General features: G+C 37.8%; 22 protein-coding genes and 2 pseudogenes. 8 read left to right on the plus strand and 16 right to left on the minus strand.

The window, feature by feature from the left end; genetic code table 11:
- Positions 1-248: integrase core domain-containing protein (locus tag V757_RS0114340; protein ID WP_031274662.1), on the plus strand; the 248-nt coding region annotated here is incomplete at its 5' end.
- Between the two features lie 157 nt (positions 249-405).
- The gene (locus tag V757_RS22560; RefSeq protein ID WP_023951408.1) at positions 406-2,199 is read left to right on the plus strand and encodes an aminopeptidase P family protein; all 1,794 of its coding nucleotides are present in this window, start codon (positions 406-408) and stop codon (positions 2,197-2,199) included.
- Positions 2,200-2,701: 502 nt separating this feature from the next.
- Here V757_RS22560 and rpmG read toward each other — a convergent pair.
- The 7 genes from rpmG to radC form a co-directional block, all read right to left on the minus strand.
- Entirely contained in the window at positions 2,702-2,869 is a 168-nt protein-coding gene (rpmG, locus tag V757_RS22565; protein WP_023951410.1) for a 50S ribosomal protein L33, read from the minus strand.
- 38 nt (positions 2,870-2,907) lie between these two features.
- Positions 2,908-3,144: a 50S ribosomal protein L28 gene (rpmB, locus tag V757_RS22570; RefSeq protein WP_023951412.1), complete on the minus strand. Its 237-nt coding sequence runs from the start codon at positions 3,142-3,144 to the stop codon at positions 2,908-2,910.
- A 264-nt stretch (positions 3,145-3,408) separates the two neighbouring features.
- Positions 3,409-4,821: an MATE family efflux transporter gene (locus V757_RS22575; RefSeq protein WP_023951414.1), complete on the minus strand. Its 1,413-nt coding sequence runs from the start codon at positions 4,819-4,821 to the stop codon at positions 3,409-3,411.
- A gap of 34 nt (positions 4,822-4,855) precedes the next feature.
- Entirely contained in the window at positions 4,856-6,613 is a 1,758-nt protein-coding gene (locus V757_RS22580) for a hypothetical protein (RefSeq protein ID WP_023951416.1), read from the minus strand.
- A 143-nt stretch (positions 6,614-6,756) separates the two neighbouring features.
- A complete protein-coding gene (locus tag V757_RS22585) occupies positions 6,757-7,017 on the minus strand; it encodes a type B 50S ribosomal protein L31 (RefSeq protein ID WP_023951419.1) in 261 nt (86 codons plus the stop codon).
- 166 nt (positions 7,018-7,183) lie between these two features.
- The gene (locus V757_RS22590) at positions 7,184-7,495 is read right to left on the minus strand and encodes a hypothetical protein (RefSeq protein WP_245587011.1); all 312 of its coding nucleotides are present in this window, start codon (positions 7,493-7,495) and stop codon (positions 7,184-7,186) included.
- Positions 7,496-7,674: 179 nt separating this feature from the next.
- A complete protein-coding gene (radC, locus tag V757_RS22595; RefSeq protein WP_023951423.1) occupies positions 7,675-8,352 on the minus strand; it encodes a RadC family protein in 678 nt (225 codons plus the stop codon).
- A gap of 51 nt (positions 8,353-8,403) precedes the next feature.
- Here radC and V757_RS22600 point away from each other — a divergent pair, with 51 nt between their 5' ends.
- The 3 genes from V757_RS22600 to maiA are packed head-to-tail and all read left to right on the plus strand — an operon-like array spanning position 8,404 to position 10,479.
- Positions 8,404-8,880, plus strand: a complete 477-nt coding sequence (locus V757_RS22600; RefSeq protein WP_023951425.1) for an FKBP-type peptidyl-prolyl cis-trans isomerase — start codon at positions 8,404-8,406, stop codon at positions 8,878-8,880.
- A complete protein-coding gene (gene ispH, locus V757_RS22605) occupies positions 8,880-9,854 on the plus strand; it encodes a 4-hydroxy-3-methylbut-2-enyl diphosphate reductase (RefSeq protein WP_023951427.1) in 975 nt (324 codons plus the stop codon). The genes V757_RS22600 and ispH overlap by 1 nt, the downstream gene beginning before the upstream one ends.
- The gene (gene maiA / locus V757_RS22610; RefSeq protein WP_023951429.1) at positions 9,838-10,479 is read left to right on the plus strand and encodes a maleylacetoacetate isomerase; all 642 of its coding nucleotides are present in this window, start codon (positions 9,838-9,840) and stop codon (positions 10,477-10,479) included. Before ispH ends, maiA begins: the two co-directional genes overlap by 17 nt.
- Positions 10,480-10,637: 158 nt before the next feature.
- Here the strand turns inward: maiA and V757_RS22615 are convergent, their stop codons facing one another.
- The 6 genes and pseudogenes from V757_RS22615 to V757_RS22640 all read right to left on the minus strand — a co-directional run bounded on the left by V757_RS22615 (position 10,638) and on the right by V757_RS22640 (position 14,847).
- Positions 10,638-11,252 carry a Maf family protein gene (locus V757_RS22615; protein ID WP_023951431.1) on the minus strand — a complete coding sequence of 205 codons (615 nt, stop codon included), beginning with the start codon at positions 11,250-11,252 and terminating at the stop codon, positions 10,638-10,640.
- Positions 11,253-11,289: 37 nt separating this feature from the next.
- Positions 11,290-11,760: a 23S rRNA (pseudouridine(1915)-N(3))-methyltransferase RlmH gene (gene rlmH, locus V757_RS22620; RefSeq protein ID WP_023951433.1), complete on the minus strand. Its 471-nt coding sequence runs from the start codon at positions 11,758-11,760 to the stop codon at positions 11,290-11,292.
- A gap of 25 nt (positions 11,761-11,785) precedes the next feature.
- Positions 11,786-12,196 (minus strand): ribosome silencing factor, encoded by a 411-nt coding sequence (gene rsfS / locus V757_RS22625; protein ID WP_023951435.1) that lies wholly within the window; start codon positions 12,194-12,196, stop codon positions 11,786-11,788.
- 10 nt (positions 12,197-12,206) lie between these two features.
- Entirely contained in the window at positions 12,207-12,800 is a 594-nt protein-coding gene (nadD, locus tag V757_RS22630; RefSeq protein WP_023951437.1) for a nicotinate (nicotinamide) nucleotide adenylyltransferase, read from the minus strand.
- A 9-nt stretch (positions 12,801-12,809) separates the two neighbouring features.
- Positions 12,810-14,090, minus strand: coding sequence for a phosphoribosylamine--glycine ligase (purD, locus tag V757_RS22635; protein WP_023951439.1), 1,281 nt, complete (start codon positions 14,088-14,090; stop codon positions 12,810-12,812).
- A gap of 26 nt (positions 14,091-14,116) precedes the next feature.
- Positions 14,117-14,847 (minus strand): annotated as a pseudogene (locus V757_RS22640) (YebC/PmpR family DNA-binding transcriptional regulator).
- A 191-nt stretch (positions 14,848-15,038) separates the two neighbouring features.
- Between V757_RS22640 and V757_RS22645 the strand changes: the two are divergent.
- Together V757_RS22645 and V757_RS0114350 are read left to right on the plus strand one after the other, a co-directional pair.
- Positions 15,039-16,532 carry a helicase HerA-like C-terminal domain-containing protein gene (locus V757_RS22645; RefSeq protein WP_023951440.1) on the plus strand — a complete coding sequence of 498 codons (1,494 nt, stop codon included), beginning with the start codon at positions 15,039-15,041 and terminating at the stop codon, positions 16,530-16,532.
- 131 nt (positions 16,533-16,663) lie between these two features.
- Positions 16,664-16,981 carry a DUF4282 domain-containing protein gene (locus V757_RS0114350; RefSeq protein WP_023951443.1) on the plus strand — a complete coding sequence of 106 codons (318 nt, stop codon included), beginning with the start codon at positions 16,664-16,666 and terminating at the stop codon, positions 16,979-16,981.
- Positions 16,982-17,100: 119 nt separating this feature from the next.
- Here V757_RS0114350 and V757_RS22650 read toward each other — a convergent pair whose 3' ends face one another.
- Positions 17,101-17,598: a MarR family winged helix-turn-helix transcriptional regulator gene (locus tag V757_RS22650; protein ID WP_023951445.1), complete on the minus strand. Its 498-nt coding sequence runs from the start codon at positions 17,596-17,598 to the stop codon at positions 17,101-17,103.
- Between the two features lie 113 nt (positions 17,599-17,711).
- Between V757_RS22650 and V757_RS22655 the strand changes: the two genes are divergently transcribed.
- Positions 17,712-18,698, plus strand: coding sequence for a quinone oxidoreductase family protein (locus V757_RS22655; protein ID WP_023951446.1), 987 nt, complete (start codon positions 17,712-17,714; stop codon positions 18,696-18,698).
- A gap of 403 nt (positions 18,699-19,101) precedes the next feature.
- Here the strand turns inward: V757_RS22655 and V757_RS22660 are convergent, their stop codons facing one another.
- Together V757_RS22660 and V757_RS22665 are read right to left on the minus strand one after the other, a co-directional pair.
- A complete protein-coding gene (locus V757_RS22660) occupies positions 19,102-19,827 on the minus strand; it encodes a DUF4198 domain-containing protein (RefSeq protein WP_023951448.1) in 726 nt (241 codons plus the stop codon).
- 426 nt (positions 19,828-20,253) lie between these two features.
- A pseudogene (locus V757_RS22665) lies at positions 20,254-21,256 on the minus strand (class 1 fructose-bisphosphatase).

A 21,256-nucleotide genomic window follows, 5' to 3' on the forward strand; every position in this document is an offset into this window, starting at 1 on the left:
TCAGATCACCTCAATCAGCCAATGGTATTTGCGAGCGCTTCCATAAGACCATTTTGCAGGAGTTTTATCAAGTAACGTTCCGCAAAAAACTCTATGCTGATTTAGATAGTTTGCAAAAAGACCTAGACGAATGGCTTGATTTCTATAATAATGAACGAACTCATCAAGGAAAGATGTGCTGTGGGCGAACACCCATAGAAACATTGATTGATGGTAAACAGATTTGGAACAGCAAAAAGCTGAGCTAAATCTAATCTGACAGACACCGCTTGTCAAACGGGGAACTGTCAGATGAAGTTCTGAACTTCTACAGTTAAATATAGTATTTGGAAAGAGATTATCTTCGCCTATGCTAAAGATCGCTAAGATATGTTTAGCATAATACATTTTCTATAAGGTTTCTTTATGTCAATAATGAGTGTTAGTGAACGTTTATCTGCTCTTCGTTTTGCGATGAAAAATGCGGATATAGATGCATGGATTGTTCCTTCTGCCGATCCACATTTGTCTGAATATTTACCTGAGTTTTGGCAACAACGTGTATGGTTAAGTGGGTTTACAGGGTCTGTCGGTACTGTATTGGTAACACAAGAGTTTGCTGGTTTATGGGTCGATAGTCGTTATTGGGAGCAAGCAACAGTACAATTATCCGGGACAGGTATTGTGCTGATGAAACTGGGTGAAGAGGGTGTGCCAAGTTTAAATATGTGGTTAGTAAATCATATAAATGAGAAATCACGAATTGGGTTTAATAGCTTGATGATGGCACTAAAACAGGCTCGACAATTGGAAAAAGACCTAGCCATGCTTAACGTTGATTTTGTGTCAGATACTGACCTTATCGCTGACTTGTGGCAAGATCGGAAAGCGTTGCCAAATGCTCCTATATTTGAGCATACCCCACCTTTTGTGAGCCAAACACGTGCCGAAAAACTAGCGTTAGTCCGTCAACAAATGCAAGCTATATCAGCTGATTGGCATTTTATTTCGTCTTTAGATGATGTTGCTTGGCTATTTAATTTGCGTGGTGCAGATGTCCAATATAATCCAGTATTTCTAGGGCATGCCTTATTATCTCAACAGGAGGCTATGCTATTTATCCATGATGGAAAAGTAAATAGTGAATTAGTACAAGCATTAGCAAAAGATGGCATTACCATTCGTGGCTATGATGAAGTAGCTAACGTACTTCAACAATTACCAAAACAAGATAGTATATTGGTTAATCCAGATCGTATTACGCTGGGCTTAAGTCATTATGGTTGTGAGACTGTTATCGAACAGGTAAATCCTTCGCGGTTATTGAAGTCTTGCAAATCTGCTGCTGATTTGGCAAATGTGCGTGAAGCAATGGAACAAGATGGGGCGGCTTTATGTGAATTTTTTGCATGGTTTGAAAAAGCACTATCAACAGGGGAAACTATCAGCGAACTAACGATTGATGAGAAAATTTGTTCGGCGAGAGCTAAACAAGATTATTATATTTGTCCTAGTTTTGCGACTATCGCTGGTTTTAATGGTAATGGTGCTATGCCTCATTATCGAGCAACAGAAGAGTCGTTTGCTTATATTAAGGGAAATGGTTTGCTATTAATTGATTCTGGTGGGCAATATTTAAATGGTACAACGGATATTACTCGTGTAGTACCGGTGGGTGATGTTAGTGCTGAGCAAAAGCGAGATTATACCTATGTGTTAAAAGCAATGATTCAGTTATCAAAAGCAGTATTCCCTCGTAACTATCCATCCCCCTTGTTGGATACTATTGCACGTACCCCTCTTTGGCAGGCAGGTTTAGATTATGGTCATGGTACAGGCCATGGAGTAGGTTATTTTTTAAATGTGCATGAAGGACCGCAAGTCATTTCTCATCGAGCATATACATTCCCTTATACAGAGATGAAAGAGGGAATGATTACATCTAACGAACCGGGAGTATATCGTGCAGGAAAATGGGGAGTAAGAATTGAGAATTTAGTTGCCAATGTTCCAGCACAAAAAACAGAATTTGTTGATACATTGAAATTTGAAACATTAACCTTATGTCCAATTGATACACGTTGTATAGAGCCAGATTTATTAACCCAAGAAGAGAAAAATTGGTTAAATAATTATCACAATGACGTGTATAAACGCTTATCACCGAGAGTCCAAGGTGAAGCATTAGATTGGTTAAAATTACGCACCCAAGCAATTTAAAGAGTGTTGTGAGGGGTGATAAAATCTCGTTTTCGGCAAAATATAAAAGAAAATTGTCATCTTAGTCTATTTTGGGAGGGGGATTTCGGCGTGCAGGCTTTTATGTCGTATGGACGTTACTGTGTTACTAATTTTTGATGCGATGATATGTAAAAGCATGCACGTCAAAATATAAAAAAGAGAGTTTTATCTCTGATAAAAATCGAGAGTTTTTAAGTTAGTAAAAATCGAGAGTTTTTAAGTTAGTAAAAATCGAGAGTTTTTAAGTTAGTAAAAATCGAGAGTTTTTAAGTTAGTAAAAATCGAGAGTTTTTAAGTTAGTAAAAATCGAGAGTTTTTAAGTTAGTAAAAATCGAGAGTTTTTAAGTTAGTAAAAATCGAGAGTTTTTAAGTTAGTAAAAATCGAGAGTTTTTAAGTTAGTAAAATAGAGAGCTTTATCAAATATAAAAAAAGAGTGGTCAAAGCCACTCTTTTTTATTACTCTAGACAATGAATGCGAGACTATTTTAATTTAGTTTCTTTGTATTCAACGTGTTTACGAGCAACTGGATCATATTTTTTGATCAACATTTTTTCAGGCATATTGCGTTTGTTTTTGGTCGTAGTGTAAAAGTGACCAGTGCCAGCTGTTGATTCTAATTTGATTTTTTCACGAATACCTTTTGCCATTTTAAGCTCCTAAGGAATGATTAAATTTAAGCAAAGGCTTAAACTGTTTGACCGTTAGCACGCATTTCAGCAATAACTGCATCAATGCCTTTTTTATCAATTGTACGTAACGCATTTGTAGAAACACGTAGACGAACCCAACGGTTTTCGCTTTCAACCCAGAAACGACGGCTTTGTAGGTTAGGTAAGAAACGACGTCTTGTTTTGTTGTGCGCGTGAGAAACATTGTTACCGGACATTGGGCGCTTGCCGGTTAGTTGGCATACTTTTGCCATATAAACACCTCATTAAGTTAAAGATCTGATTTTTGGCCCAGATCTGCCTTAGTAAAAAGTAACCCTTTAAAGAGTTAATCCATAATTCTAGAGTAAAAAATAAAAAAATGCAAGAAAATCAAAGGGTTCTTGATTGGAAATAATTAGTTTGTCGTTAATAAGATACTTTTCGAAAAGGCTATCTATCGTAAAAAAATCTATTGATAGACAGAAGATAAGGCTTATTATTATCTTTGGTAAGCTAGGCTTAGTTTCTTCTCTCTCTTATTGATTAGATGCTTGACGTAAGAGTGGTCGAGTAATGATTGTGTACCAGATGGCGAGAATCAATCCACAGCAAAAAAGGGCAGAGCAGCACATAATCCAGAGACTTGATATTCCCGTAGTTGCTCCAGGTGTTAGAATGCTTGCTATACCGTCTAGAGCACCTTTACCATTGCCATAACCAAAATAATAGCCTCCGCCTAGACCTAAACCAATAAGCAAGACGGTTTGAATAATAAAGGGTAATGTAGCAATTTTATGTGCTCTCAGAACATAGGTTACTACACATTGGAAATAATCCAATAAATGAAAGACAGGTACAATTGTCAATAAGCTAGCAGCCATTGCCGCAACATGTAGATCGTTGGTGTATAGGTAAATTACCCAGGATTTACCGAAGTAAATAAGAGTGATACTGATGAGTGCACCAATAAAACCTATTAAAAACCCTTGCAAACTGATCGAGTGGGATAGATGGTATTTAGTAGCACCAATTGCTTGAGCAGATAGTGCTGCAGTTGCAATCCCAATGGATTGGGGCATCATATATAAAAAAGCCCCTAAGTTGGCAAGAATTTGGTGACCACCTGACACATTAATACCTTCACGTGCAGCAAGTAACGCCATAAAGGTAAATGAACTGACTTCGACTAAGTAAGATCCTCCCATAGGCAATCCTAATTTAAGAATTTCCCATAAATGTTTAATAGAAGGAACACCAAGAATAAGTCCAAATTTTGTGTAGTATGGGTCTCTTAATAAAATCCATAGTCCAAATAAAAAGGTAAACCAGCTTACTAGCATGGTCGATATACCAGCACCAACACTACCTAAGGCAGGTAAGCCAAATTGTCCAAAAATGAGAACCCAATTGAAGAATGCTTTGACAAAAATACTCGCTACATTAATGTACATCACATGTTTAGGGCGACCGGCTGATGTACACAATGAGTAAATAGCCCTAAACATTAAAATTGCGGGTAGTGAAAAATAGGTAATTCGTAGATAATGACTGACTTCTGCACGTACTTCGTCTGAAATATCGCCAGAAATACTTAGCCATACATCAGGAAAAAGTAATAATGCCCCTAAGGTAAATGACGTAAAGATGGCTAGCCAAATCCCTTGTCCCCATAATATACCTATTTGTCTTAATTTCTGTGCCCCAAAGAGTTGTGAGAAGATGGGGATTAATGCATGAACAACTCCCATCATGCTGACACTTACGGTAATAAAAATTGATGCAGCTAGACTCATCGCTTGTAGTGCTTCAGCATTAAAGTTGCCTAGCATCATGGTATCAAGAACACCGAAAGATACCCCCGCCCATTGAGCAATGAGAATTGGCCATGCTTGGCTAATTAGATTTTTTCTAATTGTATTTTTATCATTAGAAAGTAGGGTATTTTTCATAAAGCATCAATAAAAATGATTAAGTGATGGTAACTTAATCTTCATCACGTAAATCTAATAGGAGGAATGTTTCTCCATGACGCTCACTGCGACGTTTTCCTTGCCAAATAACTTTAGCTGTATCTTGATGAGCGACAGTATGATTTCTTAGGCTATCCACTGTAGTTTGTACAAATAAGAAAGGGCAATGTTGTTGATTTGTTAAACTTAATTGTGCAAAAACATAAAAAGCACCTTGTTGACCTTGTCCTACGTTGGCACCATTGATACAAGCATTTTCAGGTACATGGTTTTGTAATGCATTAGCTAAGGACTGACCTACTTCACGATATGAACGATTGTAGTCAATTGCTGGTAGCCATAATACAGCAAGTAGCATCCATGCTAATGTTGCACCTGCTGCTGCTAGGGTAATACCGCGCCACATTGCTTGTGGATTAGAGCCAAGACGCCATTTGACTGTTTTATACCAAAGTATGCAAATAATGCAGGCAGCAGCCACTGCTATCCAGTTAATAGTCGTATCAAAACCAACAATTAATCGCATAATATTTTTATGAATCTGTGCTGGCCAACCAAAATAGAGGGCAATCCATCCTACCCATGTGGCTACAATACTAAGAGTAATGGCCATAATGGAATACCAGTCTAACAAATTAATTTGACTACGTTTAAGTGTAGGAATAGCCATAGCAGCTAACGGAGTAAAACCAATCACTAATGGACCATACTCAGGTTCAAAAGCATTATTGGCTATTATAATTAAGACTAGATTAGCGAATATAAAAGCAAAAGGGATATAAATATGGGCGGTATCAAACCATTTACGCCAGTTCCAAAGGGCAACAAATGCAAAGGGCCAGGTGGGCCATAGGAACCAAGCGAGATCTCTTAGTGCCCTTAAAAAATTTTTCCACTGTGAAGATGAAAACACTTGAACTTGCTCATTAATCCACAATGTTGTCCAATAACTGTCAATATTGTAAGTGCTAACTAGCCAAATAGTAGATAGCAAAATTGCAAGGACAAGACTGAGAAAGAGGAAAAATTTTAATTTGTAATGATAAATCTTACCGATAAACAATAAAAAGACAACAATAAGTAATGGTAATATTCCAAGAATACCTCTAGTTAAAAAAGCAGCGGTAAGCATGCTTCCAATGACTAAGAATCCTTGTGTAGGGTGGTCTAATAGGCGTACGAGCCCATAGAAGCATAAAGCATGAATAGCCATAAGAAGAGGAAAGTAGCTAGTTTCATGCATTTTAATGATAATACCGACAGTAGCAATTGTGAATAATAACGCTACATCTGCAATCATACGACCATAATCTCTGGGGTTAGGCTCACCACCAAAGGGTAATGGTAAGGGTTGTGCTTCTAGTCGTCTAGCCAATAAATAAGTACCATACCAAACCCCCCAAAGCATGCCAAAAAAATAGAAAAAATTAGGCAAGCGTGCTGCATATACATGAGCCCGTTCTGCAGACACAAATATATCAAAGAGAGGGGTGAATAATTTGATAAAGGTTGCCCCAATCATGCCTGTTAAAGGGCCGATTTCAGGGTAGGGAGACGTCCCAATGTAAGCTGTTAGCCAATGCCCTTCATTAAGAGCTGATAACATTGTTGCTAGACCAACAACATCATCTGTTTTCCATGGATCACGCCCAAAAAGTCCTGCCAAAATATAAGTAAACATGACAAAAAACAGGATTTTTCGAGGTAACTTGCGAGCAGCTGGACTCGCTAGGCGAGCAGGTGTCTTTCGTTGTGTTAATGAAGCATTCATTTAAATTGGCTAGATTTGATGCAATTATATTTAGAGCTATTATAAACAATATTTACTACTGGTTAATGAACAGTAATGGCTATAACGGAAAATAAAAAAGCAGCTTATAAAAGCTGCTTGATTCAAAACCGATGTGGTTATGATTATTTTTTGATAGTACCAGCAGTACGAGCGAAACGAGCACGGAATTTTTCAACACGACCAGTTTCAACAACACGTGTTTGAGCACCAGTGTAGAATGGGTGAGATTCTGCTGTTACGTCACATTTGAATAGTGGGTATGTTTTGCCATCTAATTCAATTGTTTCACGAGTTTGTACTGTAGAGCGAATGATGTAGTTATTACCAGTTTGTTGATCTAAAAATACAACTTCGCGGTATTCTGGGTGAATGCCTTCTTTCATGATTTGTCCTTAAAGATATAGTGGGTCGCCAGCTAAAAACTAATTTTCAGCAACGTATCCAAGATTGAATTCAAAATTATAACGAATTCAACCCCTTATATAACTGTTTCTGGCTAAAAAATCTAAAAAAAGACATTTTTTAGTTGTATTGTAGCCACAAGCCTTATTAGTTAGAACTAATAGAAGCACCTGGAATATCAATAATAACAACGGGTGAGTCTAGTGCAAGAGAGCATTGTCTTGCAAACTCTTCTGCTTGATCTGGATGCTCATCAAACCAGTAGTAACCTAGCTCATCTGCAACGCTTAGGATGCGATCTAGTAGAAGCACTTTACCACTTTGACGAGTAGGCTCACATTCTAACTCTACCCATTTATTCACAATCCACTCACGTGCTGCTTCTTGTGCGGAGTCACTAAAATCTTTATGAAAGATTTCATAATTTTTGAGTTCGCCAGGGTTAAAAATTATTGTCACGTCACTTTTCATATGTAGTAGGCCTAAGCAAAGAATATTGTAGGAAGTAGTAGATTTAGCATATTTATAGTAGAGTAAATGTCATATTGGTGACTTTTTAGTGCTTATATTGCTAAGATCCTTCCAAGGCAATTGTCGTAATTGTACGAGACTCTTTATTAATTTTATGCCAGACACGCCTACATTAATCCCTGTTCTGCCATTGAGATGGCTTGTCCATTCGCAATAATGAGGTGGTCGAGAAGTTTAATGTTTAATAACGCTAAAGCATCTTTTAAGATGCTGGTGATTTGGATATCAGCATCACTGGGAGTTAAATTTCCAGAAGGATGATTATGCGCCAGAATAATATAGGAAGCATTAAAACGCAGAGCTAGTTTGACCATTTCTCGAGGATAAATCTGTGCTTGATCAATGGTTCCTTGAGCTACAGTTTCAGTATGCATAAGTTTGAATGCCTTATTTAACATTAAAGCATGACAATGCTCAATTTCCAGATGACCCAAATTGTGGATGCAGTATTTTTTTACAATTGTTGATTGGTGCAAGATAGTTTTTTCACGCAAAGGCTCTTCTAGAGATCGGGCTGCTAACTCTTTTAAAGCAAGTAATTGAGCAATTTTAGTATTACCTAGTCCTTTGACAAGCTGTAGTTCTTCATTAGTTGTATTAAGAAGAGCGCGAATGCCACCGAAATTACTTAATAATTGCTGACAAAAAGTAATGACATCATTGCCTTTGGTGCCTGTATTAAGAATAATAGCTAATAATTCTGATGTGGTGAGAATTTTAGGTCCATGTTTTAATAAACGTTCTCTTGGGCGTAGTTGTTGAGAATCCATGCGTGAAATGTCCATAATCGTTACAATACTCTTTTAATCATTAATAGATAATAAGCGTGCCTGAAAATGAGTGAAAAAAATAGTACTATGCAGAAATTTGTCCACCCTGATTCGTTTTTAACTTTGAACTATCGGATTAGTCTAAATTCAGGACAAGGCAAGGGGTCGATTTTTATTGATACCTATGACGGTAAACCAGCTACTTTACAGTTAGGTATTGGTCAATGGCCAGAATCATTGGAAAAGCCTCTACTTGGAAGGCAAGAGGGAGAATCATTTACCTATTACTTAGAGGCTGCTAATGCTTTTGGTGAGCGTAACCCTGAGCTGGTTCAAGCAGTGACTAAAAAAATGCTGGCAGAAAATGCTGGTGAAAATGCTACGTTTGAAGAAAATGATTTAGTTGAGTTTACTGCCCCTAATGGTGGGAAATTTTCAGGATTATTCAAGCGATTTGAAGGCGATAATGCTGTTTTTGATTTTAATCATCCACTGGCTGGAGTAGATTTGCAAGTTGATGTGTCTATTATTGGGGTACTTTAATGGGGCAAAATGCTGAAATTTTGTTAGCGGAGCCACGAGGTTTTTGCGCAGGCGTGGATCGTGCGATTGATATAGTAGAGCGCGCACTTGAGTTGTATGGGGCTCCTATTTATGTGCGTCATGAGATTGTACATAACCGTTTTGTTGTTCAATCATTGCGCGATAAGGGAGCGATTTTTGTCGCTGAATTAGATGAGGTACCAAAGGGAAGTATCGTTGTATTTTCAGCTCATGGCGTATCGCTTTCAGTTAGAGATGAAGCAGAGAAAAGAGGATTAAAAGTATTTGATGCTACATGTCCATTAGTGACTAAAGTGCATGTTGAGGTCAAAAAAATGCATGAGGCAGGTCATGAAATTATTATGATTGGTCATAAGGGACATCCAGAAGTGGAGGGTACGCTTGGACAAGCACTTGGTCGCATGTATTTAGTAGAAACGATAGAGGATGTTGAAAATCTACAGGTACAGAACCCAGATAATGTAGCGTATGTTACTCAAACGACATTATCAGTGGATGATGCTGCTGTAGTAACACGAGCGTTGCATGAGCGTTTTCCTAATATTGTGGCACCGAAAAAAGGGGATATTTGTTATGCTACGCAAAATAGGCAAGATGCAGTAAAGCTAATCGCACCACAGTGTGATGTATTCTTTGTTGTAGGTAGTGTTAATAGTTCTAACTCTAATCGTTTAAGAGAAGTGGCTGAGCGCTTAAGTTGTCCATCATATTTGGTGGATGATCCTGCAATGATTAAACCAGAATGGATTGAAGGTAAACGTTCTATTGGTATTACTGCTGGTGCCTCTGCTCCTGAAGTATTAGTACAAAATGTGGTTAATCGCCTAAAAGAACTTGGTGCATTATCTGTGCGTAAAATAGCTGGTATTGAGGAAAATGTGGCTTTTCCTTTGCCTAAAGAATTATCACGTAAAAAATTAAGAGGGATAGAGGACTATGTCAACACTATATAACTTTTTTAGAAGTTCGGCTGCATTTAGAGTGAGAATTGCTTTAAACCTAAAGAAAATTAATTATGAATCTATTCCTATTCAGCTCAGAAGAGCAGAGCATAAAACAGATTCTTATAAAAGCATCAATCCAATGGCATTAGTGCCTTTCTTTGTAGATGATATGGTGAGTGTTGGACAATCTTTAGCTATTATTGAATATTTAGATGAACGATATCCAGAGCCTGCTATTTTACCTAAGACATTTGCTGATAGGGCTCGTGCCCGTTCTATTGCACAGGCTGTTGCATGTGAAATTCATCCATTGAATAGCCTAAGAGTTCGTGAGTATTTATCTACAAAATCGGGCTTTTCTGACGAACAAGTTAATGAATGGCATATTCATTGGATGCAAGAGGGTTTTAGTTCAATTGAAAAAATCTTAGCATCAAGTATTGAAACAGGTATCTTTTGTCAGGGGGATGAGATTTCTTTGGCTGATATTTATTTGATTCCTCAAGTTTATAATGCTCTTCAAGCTGGTATGGATTTAAAGCCATTTCCTACCATTCAACGTATCTATAATGCGTGTCTTAAAGAAGAGGCTTTTGTAAAAGCATTGCCAGAGAATCAAGCTGATGCAGTATAGTGTCGTATAAATAGGATACTAGTGATATAGCTGTTCTATGAATTATTGAATGCTTATTAAGTAGATTAGTTAGAAATAAAAAAGGAAGCTAGTGACTATCTTCCTTTTTTACTATGCTCTTTTGGCTAATAAATAGCTAGGTAATCTTTTTAATATACCTAGTGTAGATTTTTGAGTAAACGCCAAGTTTCAAAAATGGGTAGACCCATTACGCCACTATAACTGCCCTCAATTTTTTCAATAAAAATCGAGGCTAGTCCTTGGATACCATAAGCACCAGCCTTACCTTCGTATTCACCACTTTCAATATACATTTGTAAATCGCCCATAGTGATGGCACGCATATAAACTTTGGTAATGGATACATCCGTATAGACCTTATCACGATAAGATAAGACAATAGCGGTATGTACTTCGTGAACTTTATTTGATAATTTTGATAGTATTTTGGTCGCATCAAAGGCATCGTTAGGTTTACCTAATACCTGTCCATCTAGAATAACGGCAGTGTCAGCAGCTAGAATTGGGCGTACCCACATTTCTTGAGTTTGGATAAACTGTTGAGCACGTTGTGCTTTTTCAAGGGCAGTTCGTTGAACATAAATTTCTGCACGTTCTCCTTCGTGCTGAGGTTCATCTTCGCCCGGTGGTGAAGGTACTTTTAATACCTCATGTGTTATGCCTATTTGATTAAGAATTTCATGACGTCTTGGGCTCGCAGAGGCTAAATAGATAGTGGGAAAAGGAGAGTGGTTAAGCGAATTTGTTTTCATATAAACTGATTTTAAAGTAAGAGCTTATGATAGGTATTTATGCACGATGATAGGGGTGATTGACTGTAATACTCCATGCACGGTAGAGTTGCTCTGCTAACAAAACTCTCACCATAGGGTGAGGTAATGTTAATGAAGATAGCCTCAGCAAGGTATGGGCAGACGATTTGATTTGGCTATCTAAACCATCAGGCCCACCAATCACAATAGCAATATCATTACCACTTGTTTTCCATTGTTCAAAGTGTTTAGCAAGTTGAACCGTAGTGATATCTTTGCCGTGTTCATCTAAGATAATGCGTAATGCTTGTGTCGGAATTGCAGCATCAATTCGCTTGGCTTCAGCTTGCATCATTTGAGCGGGTGTTTTGCCAGACGTCCTAGGTTCAGGTTTTATTTCTTTGAGCTCGATACAACAATCATTTGGCATACGTTTAACGTAGTCATCCCATGCGTCTTCGACCCACTTAGGCATTCGATTACCAACGGCAATAATATAAATTTTCATCGCCTACTCTACTACTATTGTGCTATTAGTCTTCGTTTTCAATCTCTTGTTCATCATAAAAGCTATGAGGAGATATGGGTTGAGTTGATTGAGGTAGAAGTTTTACACGAACAGGTTTCCCTCCCCATACTGACTCTAAGTCATAGTAAGCCCGAATAGCAGGTTGCATACAGTGAATGACAATATCACCAATATCTAGCAGTACCCATTCACCGCTTTCCTCACCTTCTAGTGCAACAATATCAATCTTGTGCTCTCTAACTGCATCAATCACGCTACGAGCCAATGCTCGAGTTTGACGATTAGATGTACCACTAGCGATAATCACACGATCAAATAGACTCGTGAGATGTGTTGTGTTAAATATTTTAATATCTTGAGCTTTAACGTCTTCTAAAGCATCAATGACAATACGTTGTAGTTTTTGAATATTCATAGAGTATTAATTAACGGTATAGACCGTGCTGTTTAATGTATTGATAGACTTTTGCCTCAATGAGGTTAGATACATCTTCCCCTTGGTTTATTTTATGCCTTATTTCTGTTGATGATAAATCTATTTCATCAAAATTCATAAAAATCAATGATTTATTGATTTTTTTAAGTTCATTAAGCAATTCAGGGGGAGGGCTTATATCATAATGTGGGCGTTTGACAATCACTAATTGTACATAGAGTAAAATAGATTGCCAGTCGTTCCATGTAGCAAAATTATTCAATTGATCGCTGCCCATTAACCAATAATAATTGTGTTGTTTAGGTAGGCTACTTACAGTATCTATAGTATAACTAGGTCCTTCTCGCTCAAGTTCGATGGTATTAATTCTAATTTTAGGATAATCCTTAATCGCTAATTTTAACATCTTAAGCCGATGCTCCGCATTAACGGATAAAGGTTGTTTTTGCCAAGGTTGTCCTGCAGGAATAAGCTGTACTTCGTCTAAAGACAATTCCTCTAAGGCGGTGAGAGCGAGACGTAAGTGTGCTAAGTGGAAGGGATTAAAACTTCCACCAAATAAGCCAATTTTCTTTTTGTGCATCAATGACACTTAACCTTTTAATGCACGCCAAGCAATATCATGGCGGTATTGTGCGCCGTCAAACTTAATTTGTTCGACAGTGTTATAAGCTGTTGCACGTGCTTGTTGAACGGTATCGCCAATTGCTGTTACACATAAAACACGACCACCACTGGTAAGGATATTGCCATTTTCCAGACGAGTACCTGCATGGAAAGTCACGCAGTCTGGAGTAGAGGCAGGGATTCCTGTAATAATATCGCCTGTACGAGGTGTGGCTGGATAGTGTTCTGCTGCCATAACAACACCTAACGTAGTACGAGGATCCCAGTCAATATGAGCTTGATCTAATTGACCCACAGTCGCTTTCTGCACAACTTCTACGAAGTCATTTTTGATACGCATCATAATGGGTTGTGTTTCTGGATCACCCATGCGGCAATTAAATTCTAATACTTTGATAGGGCGTGTTTCGTCATCACCGTCATCAATCATTAGTCCTGCGTATAAGAAGCCAGTGTAGTTAATCCCATCATCCGCCATGCCTTGTACGGTAGGATAAATGACCTCTTTCATAATACGATCGTGTAAAACAGGGGTTACGATAGGGGCGGGAGAGTAGGCGCCCATACCGCCTGTATTAGGGCCTTGATCATTATCAAGTTGTCGTTTATGGTCTTGGCTACTCGCTAAAGGTAAAACATTTTTACCATCTACCATCACAATAAAGCTTGCTTCTTCTCCATGTAAGAAACCTTCAATGACTACTCTAGCACCCGCATCACCTAATTTACCATCACCTAGCATATCGGCAACGGCTTGATGAGCTTGTTCAAGTGTTTCAGCTACTACAACACCTTTGCCTGCCGCAAGGCCATCTGCTTTAATCACGATAGGTGCGCCTTGTTGATCAATATAAGCATGTGCTTGTTCTGCATTGGTAAAGGTTGCATAAGCTGCTGTTGGAATATGGTGGCGAACCATAAATGCTTTAGCAAAATCCTTTGAGCTTTCTAATTGAGCTGCGGCTTTAGTAGGCCCAAAAATCGCTAATTGGTGGGCGCGGAATAAATCTACAATACCATCTGCCAATGGAGCCTCTGGACCTACTACTGTCAGTGCAATTTGGTGCTCTTGGGCAAATTTTAGTAAATCCTCTTTTTTTGTTAGAGGAATATTCGTTAGATTTTTCTCTAAGGCTGTTCCCCCATTGCCAGGTGCGACAAAAACCTCAGAAACTTTTGGTGACTGGGATAGACGCCATGCGATGGCATGTTCTCGACCACCACTTCCAACAACCAATACTTTCATGTGTTACTCTCTATTTAAATGATTGATTAATCTGCTTCATCAAATACAGCTGTGGTATGTACTTCTTGAACATCGTCTAAACCCTCAAGCATATCTAGGATTTTCCGCATCTTGATGGCATCATCACCTTCAAGTACTGTTTCATTTAGTGGTTTCATGACAATAGCTTCTACTTCTGGCACTAATCCAGCCTCATGTAAGGCGTCACGCACTTGTGTATAGTCACTCGGTGCACAAATTACTTCAATAACACCTTCTTCATCAGTAATAATGTCTTCTGCACCAGCCTCTAAGGCAATTTCCATGATTTTATCTTCGTCACTACCTGGTGCATAAATAAATTGACCACAATGTTTAAACATGAATGCAACAGATCCATCTTGACCAAGATTACCGCCAAACTTGCTTAGGGCATGACGCACGTCAGAAACGGTACGAGTACGGTTATCTGTCATACAATCAATAATCACGGCTGCTCCTGCTGGACCATAGCTTCATAACGAATGCTTTCATAGTTTTCACCGTCAGCACCACCAGCACCACGCTGAATTGCACGCATAATATTATCTTTTGGCATATTTGCTGCCATCGCTTTATCCCATGCTAAACGTAACGAGGGATTGGCATTTAAATCACCCCCGCCAGCTCTAGCCGCAACCTGAATTTCGCGAATGATTTTTGTCCAAATTTTGCCACGCTTTGCATCTTGGCGACCTTTGCGGTGTTGAATATTTGCCCATTTACTATGACCGGCCATATTAATACTCTTTAAATAAAAATTATTGGAATAATGTTTTTAGTCAAAAATTGTTGCACTAAAAACTTTAAATAACATTAAGGAAAAGTGTAATTTTACCAAGACTTATGATTTCTTTTATAGAATATAGGCTAAATAGTTTTAATGAATGTGATTAATTATTCATTTCCTCTCTCTCAAAGGTATTTTTTATGGCAAATCCTATTCTTTTAGCAAGAAATGCTCAACAAGACGTATTTTTATTACCTAAATTAGCGAATCGTCACGGTTGTATTACAGGAGCAACTGGTACAGGGAAAACAGTTTCTTTGCAAGTAATGGCGCAGGCGTTTTCTCAACTAGGAGTGCCTGTGTTTATGGCAGACGTAAAAGGGGATCTTACTGGTATTTCTCAGCCTGGGGCATCAAATCCTAAATTTGAGGAGCGTCTAAAAAAATATAATTTACCTATGCCAAATTTTGCTGGTTGTCCTACTGTATTGTGGGATGTCTTTGGAGAGCAAGGCCATCCTATTCGGGCAACAATTAGTGATATGGGACCATTATTATTATCGCGTGTGTTGAACTTAAATGAGACACAGACAGGTGTATTAAATCTAGTCTTTAAAGTGGCAGATGATGAAGGTCAACTTATTTTAGATTTAAAAGACTTACGTGCAATGCTACAGCATGTTTCAGAACGAGCTGCTGAATTACGTCAAACTTATGGTAATGTCTCAGCGGCTTCGGTAGGGGCTATTCAACGTGCATTATTAACAATAGAGAGTCAAGGAGCAGATCAATTTTTTGGTGAACCAATGCTAGATATTTTTGATTTAATGCGAGTAGATAGCAATGGTCAAGGTTATATCAATATTTTGGCAGCAGATAAATTAATGCAATCGCCAAAATTATATTCAGTATTCTTGCTTTGGTTATTAGCAGAGTTATATGAGTTACTACCTGAAGTAGGCGACTTAGAAAAACCAAAATTTGTCTTCTTTTTTGATGAAGCGCATTTACTATTTAATGATGCACCAACGGTATTGCTTGAGCGTATTGAACAAATTGTGCGATTAATACGTTCAAAAGGTGTGGGTGTTTACTTTGTCACTCAAAATCCTATTGATATCCCTGATACAGTATTAGGGCAATTAGGTAACCGTATTCAACATGCATTAAGAGCCTTTACTCCACGTGATCAAAAAGCCGTTAAAACAGTGGCTGATACTATGCGACCTAACCCTGATTTGAATATTGCAACGGCGATTACTGAGCTAGGAGTGGGAGAGGCATTAGTGTCTTGTTTAGATGAAAAAGGCTCTCCTTCTATTACACAACGAGTATGGATGATGCCACCTGCGAGTCGTATTGGACCAGCAACAGAAGCAGAACGTCAAACGATTAGAGCTCAATCTATGTTTAGTGGAAAATATGACCGTGTGATTGATCGAGAGTCAGCGTTTGAAGTATTGCAAAAACGAGTATCTGATAAAGGGAATCAAGCTATGGGCAAAACAGTGTCACAAACTAACGCCCAAGATGATGGTATTTGGGGAGCTGTTAAAGATATGATGATAGGGAGTACAGGGCCTCGAGGAGGGCGCAAAGACGGTATTGTGCAGCAAATGGTTAAACAGCAAGCACGTAGTATGACACGTCAATTAATCAGAGGTGTTCTAGGTTCTTTGATAGGTAAACGCTAAGAGAACTCGTACTGGTAGTGTTCTTTTGATATATGGATTGTCATAAAAAATACATATTAGTTTGTTACAGTTTTTCTACATAATTTTATTACTCACTATGATGAGTGAATTTTTCAAAGGAACACTATATTATGAATTTTCGAGATTTATTCTATTTTGATAAGTTTTTGTTTCCGAAAGTTATTACATTTATTTATTGGCTAATTTTACTTGGCTCAGTGATTGCTTTTATTTCTGGTGTAATGAAGGGACAATTTTTTGGTGGTTTAGTTGCTTTACTTGCTGGTGTTATTATTGGTCGTATTTATTGTGAATTAATGGTGGTTATGTTCAAAATTAATGATCATTTAACGATTCTAAGCCGTAAAGCATTGCAGGAAAGTAATGTTGCAACAACTAAGTCTGTGTCGTCTGCGACAGAATTTAATGTTAACCAAGATAGTTTTTAATAAGTCTCAAGAGAGTGATTTTTTTATAGTCATTAGCGTAAGAAGCCTCACTTTAGAAATGTTCTGCACCACAAAAGTTGGATTACTATTCAACCAAGTAAGGTGCAGATTTTTTATTCCTATTCATCCATATGACGAATTTGAGTGACTTTTTCTGGATCAATATTACTCAGTAGACGTAGTAATAAACTTCTGAACAATACGAATTCCTCATAAGAAAATCCTTTAAGTGACTGATTCAAGACCTCAGCTACGGCAGGCATGAGTTTATCCGTGACACGATAACCTTTAGGAGTGATCTTAATATGAATTACTCGTCTATCAGTTTTACTACGTTCGCGATAAATAAATTCTTTTTTTTCTAGTCTATCTAAGGTTCTAGTCATCGCACCAGTATCTACATCAACTAGACGAGCAATTTCTGCTGGAGTATCGGCTTTACCTAGACCAATCAACACAATAGGATGCCATTGTGAGGCGGTTAATTCAAACTCCTGCATATACTGTTCTATGCTATTGGTCATAGATTCATTTAGTAACTTGATTAAATAACCAATATTATCGAATGCACGTTCAATATGCTCTGGATTTTTTTTGTGATTATAAAATTCTTGCATGATGAAATAGTATTAATAGTATTGAAAATCAGATGTTGCCTAGGCAGATACTTATATTGTACGCTTATTACCAAATTTTCGCTACAATGAGAGTATTCAGGAAGGAGAATTTAATGACTATCTTAACAAAAGCTATTCTAGTTTATGCTCATGGTAATGTGGATCAAATGAAATTTGAAGAGGTTTCTTTGAATAAACCAGCAGCAGGTGAAGTACAGATTCAGCAAAAGGCTATTGGGTTAAATTTTATTGATATTTATTATCGTACAGGTTTATATCAAGCTCCACTCCCTCATGGTTTGGGATTTGAAGGGGCAGGTATTGTTGTGGCGGTAGGAGAGGGCGTCAGTCATCTCAAAGAAGGTGATCGTGTCGCTTATGGACAAAGTCCTTTGGGTGCTTATGCTTATGTACGGAATGTACCAGCAAAGCAAGTGGTGAAATTACCTGATGAGATTAGTTTTGAGGAAGGTGCAGCGATGATGTTGAAAGGCTTAACTGTACAGTATTTATTCCGTCAAACCTATCCATTAAAAGCAGGAGAAACAGTTTTATTACATGCGGCAGCAGGCGGTGTGGGATTAATTGCGTGCCAATGGGCAAAGGCTTTAGGTGTAAAACTGATTGGTACGGTGTCAAGCGATGAAAAAGCGGCTTTAGCTAAACAAATGGGTGCTTGGGAAACAATTAACTATACAAAAGAAAATGTTGTTGAGAGAGTTAAGGAATTGACAAATGGTGAAAAGTTACCTGTAGTGTATGACGGTGTAGGGAAAGATACTTTTGAGACTTCTTTGGATTGTCTAAGACCTCGAGGTTTATTGGTCAGCTATGGCAATGCCTCAGGTGCTGTAGAGGGAGTAAACCTAGGTATTTTGGCGAGTAAGGGATCGTTATATGTCACTCGCCCAACCTTAGGTACTCATGTGAATACCTTAGAAAAAATGCAAAAAGCGGCGGATGAGTTATTTACCCATGTTTTAGCTGGTGATATTAAAATCCTTATTGAACAGCGTTATCCTTTACATGATGTAGCACAAGCGCACCGTGACCTAGCCGCTAGAAAAACGACAGGAGCAACAGTATTAACAGTGGAATAAAGTTCCTCAGTAAATTAAGGACTGCTTTTATTTGTGAAAGCAGTCCTTGATGTTCATTGATAAAGTAGAGTTTTCGGCGCACCGTTTTTCTTATCAAGGAGTAATAAAGACGGTGCGTCAAAATCAACAATAGAGTAGTAGTTAAATGGATAGTCCCTCAGTAAATTAAGGACTGCTTTTATTTGTGAAAGCAGTCCTTGATATTCATTGATAAAGTAGAGTTTTCGACGCACCGTTTTTCTTATCAAGGAGTAATAAAGACGGTGCGTCAAAATCAACAATAGAGTAGTAGTTAGATGGACAGTCCCTCAGTAAATTAAGGACTGCTTTCACGAATGAAAGCAGTCCTCTTTCATTTACCCGATAGATAAGGTGGGTAAATTATTTAGATATCAAATTGCTATTAGTGATGATGGGTATGGGTTCTAAATGAATATGTTGCACCTAAAGAAAGCTTATCAGCTTTTTTTGTGGGATGATCAATACGATAACTCACCTCAAAAACATTTAAACCTGCATTACGAATGCTTAAATTCACTTTACCATTTGCATCAGTTTCTTTACGAGCATTATCGTCCGCACCGATATAATCATTAATGACTTTGGCACCTGCTAATGGTTTCCCGTCTAAAAGGACTGTTACAGTAACGTTATCTCCTTGATGCAGGGACGCAGGGTTCTTTTCTGGTACGATTTCCAATGGATAGCCTACGGCTTTTGGCATAATAGAATTATCCATAACAGAAACAGCATATTTGACTGACTCTGTTGTGAACTTGACGTCACCGTCTACGTGTGAGTCGGCTTTGGCTTTTTGGACCCATTCTCCATTTTTCAATACAGCCCAGTAACCACCGTGAAGAGTGATAGCAACCATACCTAATTTTGCTGGATCAAAACTCACAAAGTCCTCATAATTTTTGCGAGTTAAATCGACAGTTTTATCTCCACCAATTCCTTTGATTTGTGTCACTTGTTCAGGTTTATATGCATAATTGCTTGCACCATGTCCATAGATGACTACCCATTTATCTTGCTGTTGGGCTACCCATGCGTTGTGTGCGGAAACTTGAGAACTAGAAAATAACAGTAGAGCACTGCAAATTGACAAACTAATACGTTTTAACATGTTTAATCCTTAAAAAATAAATTTTGAAAGCACTATGGATATGGCTCATGATGTCAAAAGAAAAGAGCGTCCATAGTGATAAATTTTAAAAATGAAATAATAGGTATTTTTTTAAGATAAAACTCCAAATAAAATGTGTAAAATTTGCCTCTTATGCTAGGTATCATAACATACATGTTTTCTTAAGATATGCGCCATTACTAGTTCTTGTTGTTATTTTGTTAGTTTAAATATAAAATTTTTTACCATGAAGTAATAAGATGAATAACAGTTGGTGCGTGATTTATTAATACTTAAAATCTAAATAAAGAAGAAAGAATAGTCATTTTTTTTAGATACAGGTAGGATGAAATTAGATAAAAAATACCCTGAGCTCTATTGGAGAGATGCTCAGGGTGTGTAGTGAAAGAGAAAAAAGTTTTCTACTTATTGAAAGTATTTTTTAACAGTTTCTACTTCATTTTTTGAGCCTAAAATCACACTTACACGTTGGTGGATTTGGCTAGGTTGTATATCCAAAATGCGGTTAACAGTATCAACAGCAGCACCACCAGCTTGTTCAATTAACATACTCATTGGGTTAGCTTCATACATGAGGCGAAGTTTACCTGGTTTACTTGGATCACGTTTGTCCCAAGGATATAGAAAAATACCGCCACGTTGTAAAATACGGTGTACTTCTGCAACCATTGAGGCTACCCAACGCATATTAAAATCTTTACCTCTAGGACCAGTAGATCCTGCTAAACAATCTTGAATATAGTGTTGGATAGGTTGATCCCAGTGACGGCTATTGGACATATTAATAGAAAACTCTTTAGTATCTTCTGGAATACGTACATTTTCCTGTGTCAGTAGCCATGAACCTAGTTCACGATCCAGTGTGAACACGACTACACCGTTACCAATAGTTAACACCAATAAGGTTTGAGGGCCATAGAGGGCATAACCAGCAGCAACTTGTTTGCTGCCTGGTTGTAAAAAATCTTCTTCAGTAATTTCACGACCAGTAGCATTTTCAGGGGCTTTTAAAATTGAAAAAATAGTGCCGATAGAAACATTGACGTCAATATTAGAAGAACCATCTAATGGATCAAATAATAGTAGATATTCACCTTTTGGATAACGATTGGGGATTTTATGAATTGTTTCCATCTCTTCTGATGCCATAGCAGCAAGTTGCCCGCCCCATTCATTAGCTTCCAAAAGAATTTCATTAGAAATCACATCTAATTTTTTTTGTAGCTTCACCTTGTACATTTTCTGTCCCTTGATTTCCAAGGACTCCTCCAAGAGCACCTTTTCCGACGGTATGACCGATACGTTTACAAGCACGAGCAATTACTTCTATTAATAAACGTACTTCAGAAGGGATCAGCTTATTTTGACGTTGTTGCTCAACCAAATATTGGGTTAAGGTTTTATTCAC

The sequence above is a fragment of the Pelistega indica genome (genome assembly GCF_000506865.1).
Lineage (GTDB): Bacteria > Pseudomonadota > Gammaproteobacteria > Burkholderiales > Burkholderiaceae_B > Taylorella > Taylorella indica.

What these genes read in the sequence shown, in the direction of transcription:
- V757_RS22560 (WP_023951408.1), top strand. Translation starts at nt 406, where the DNA reads ATGTCAATAATGAGTGTTAGTGAACGTTTATCTGCTCTTCGTTTTGCG.
- rpmG (WP_023951410.1), bottom strand. Translation starts at nt 2,869, where the DNA reads ATGGCAAAAGGTATTCGTGAAAAAATCAAATTAGAATCAACAGCTGGC.
- rpmB (WP_023951412.1), bottom strand. Translation starts at nt 3,144, where the DNA reads ATGGCAAAAGTATGCCAACTAACCGGCAAGCGCCCAATGTCCGGTAAC.
- V757_RS22575 (WP_023951414.1), bottom strand. Translation starts at nt 4,821, where the DNA reads ATGAAAAATACCCTACTTTCTAATGATAAAAATACAATTAGAAAAAAT.
- V757_RS22580 (WP_023951416.1), bottom strand. Translation starts at nt 6,613, where the DNA reads ATGAATGCTTCATTAACACAACGAAAGACACCTGCTCGCCTAGCGAGT.
- V757_RS22585 (WP_023951419.1), bottom strand. Translation starts at nt 7,017, where the DNA reads ATGAAAGAAGGCATTCACCCAGAATACCGCGAAGTTGTATTTTTAGAT.
- radC (WP_023951423.1), bottom strand. Translation starts at nt 8,352, where the DNA reads ATGGACATTTCACGCATGGATTCTCAACAACTACGCCCAAGAGAACGT.
- V757_RS22600 (WP_023951425.1), top strand. Translation starts at nt 8,404, where the DNA reads ATGAGTGAAAAAAATAGTACTATGCAGAAATTTGTCCACCCTGATTCG.
- ispH (WP_023951427.1), top strand. Translation starts at nt 8,880, where the DNA reads ATGGGGCAAAATGCTGAAATTTTGTTAGCGGAGCCACGAGGTTTTTGC.
- maiA (WP_023951429.1), top strand. Translation starts at nt 9,838, where the DNA reads ATGTCAACACTATATAACTTTTTTAGAAGTTCGGCTGCATTTAGAGTG.
- V757_RS22615 (WP_023951431.1), bottom strand. Translation starts at nt 11,252, where the DNA reads ATGAAAACAAATTCGCTTAACCACTCTCCTTTTCCCACTATCTATTTA.
- rlmH (WP_023951433.1), bottom strand. Translation starts at nt 11,760, where the DNA reads ATGAAAATTTATATTATTGCCGTTGGTAATCGAATGCCTAAGTGGGTC.
- rsfS (WP_023951435.1), bottom strand. Translation starts at nt 12,196, where the DNA reads ATGAATATTCAAAAACTACAACGTATTGTCATTGATGCTTTAGAAGAC.
- nadD (WP_023951437.1), bottom strand. Translation starts at nt 12,800, where the DNA reads ATGCACAAAAAGAAAATTGGCTTATTTGGTGGAAGTTTTAATCCCTTC.
- purD (WP_023951439.1), bottom strand. Translation starts at nt 14,090, where the DNA reads ATGAAAGTATTGGTTGTTGGAAGTGGTGGTCGAGAACATGCCATCGCA.
- V757_RS22645 (WP_023951440.1), top strand. Translation starts at nt 15,039, where the DNA reads ATGGCAAATCCTATTCTTTTAGCAAGAAATGCTCAACAAGACGTATTT.
- V757_RS0114350 (WP_023951443.1), top strand. Translation starts at nt 16,664, where the DNA reads ATGAATTTTCGAGATTTATTCTATTTTGATAAGTTTTTGTTTCCGAAA.
- V757_RS22650 (WP_023951445.1), bottom strand. Translation starts at nt 17,598, where the DNA reads ATGCAAGAATTTTATAATCACAAAAAAAATCCAGAGCATATTGAACGT.
- V757_RS22655 (WP_023951446.1), top strand. Translation starts at nt 17,712, where the DNA reads ATGACTATCTTAACAAAAGCTATTCTAGTTTATGCTCATGGTAATGTG.
- V757_RS22660 (WP_023951448.1), bottom strand. Translation starts at nt 19,827, where the DNA reads ATGTTAAAACGTATTAGTTTGTCAATTTGCAGTGCTCTACTGTTATTT.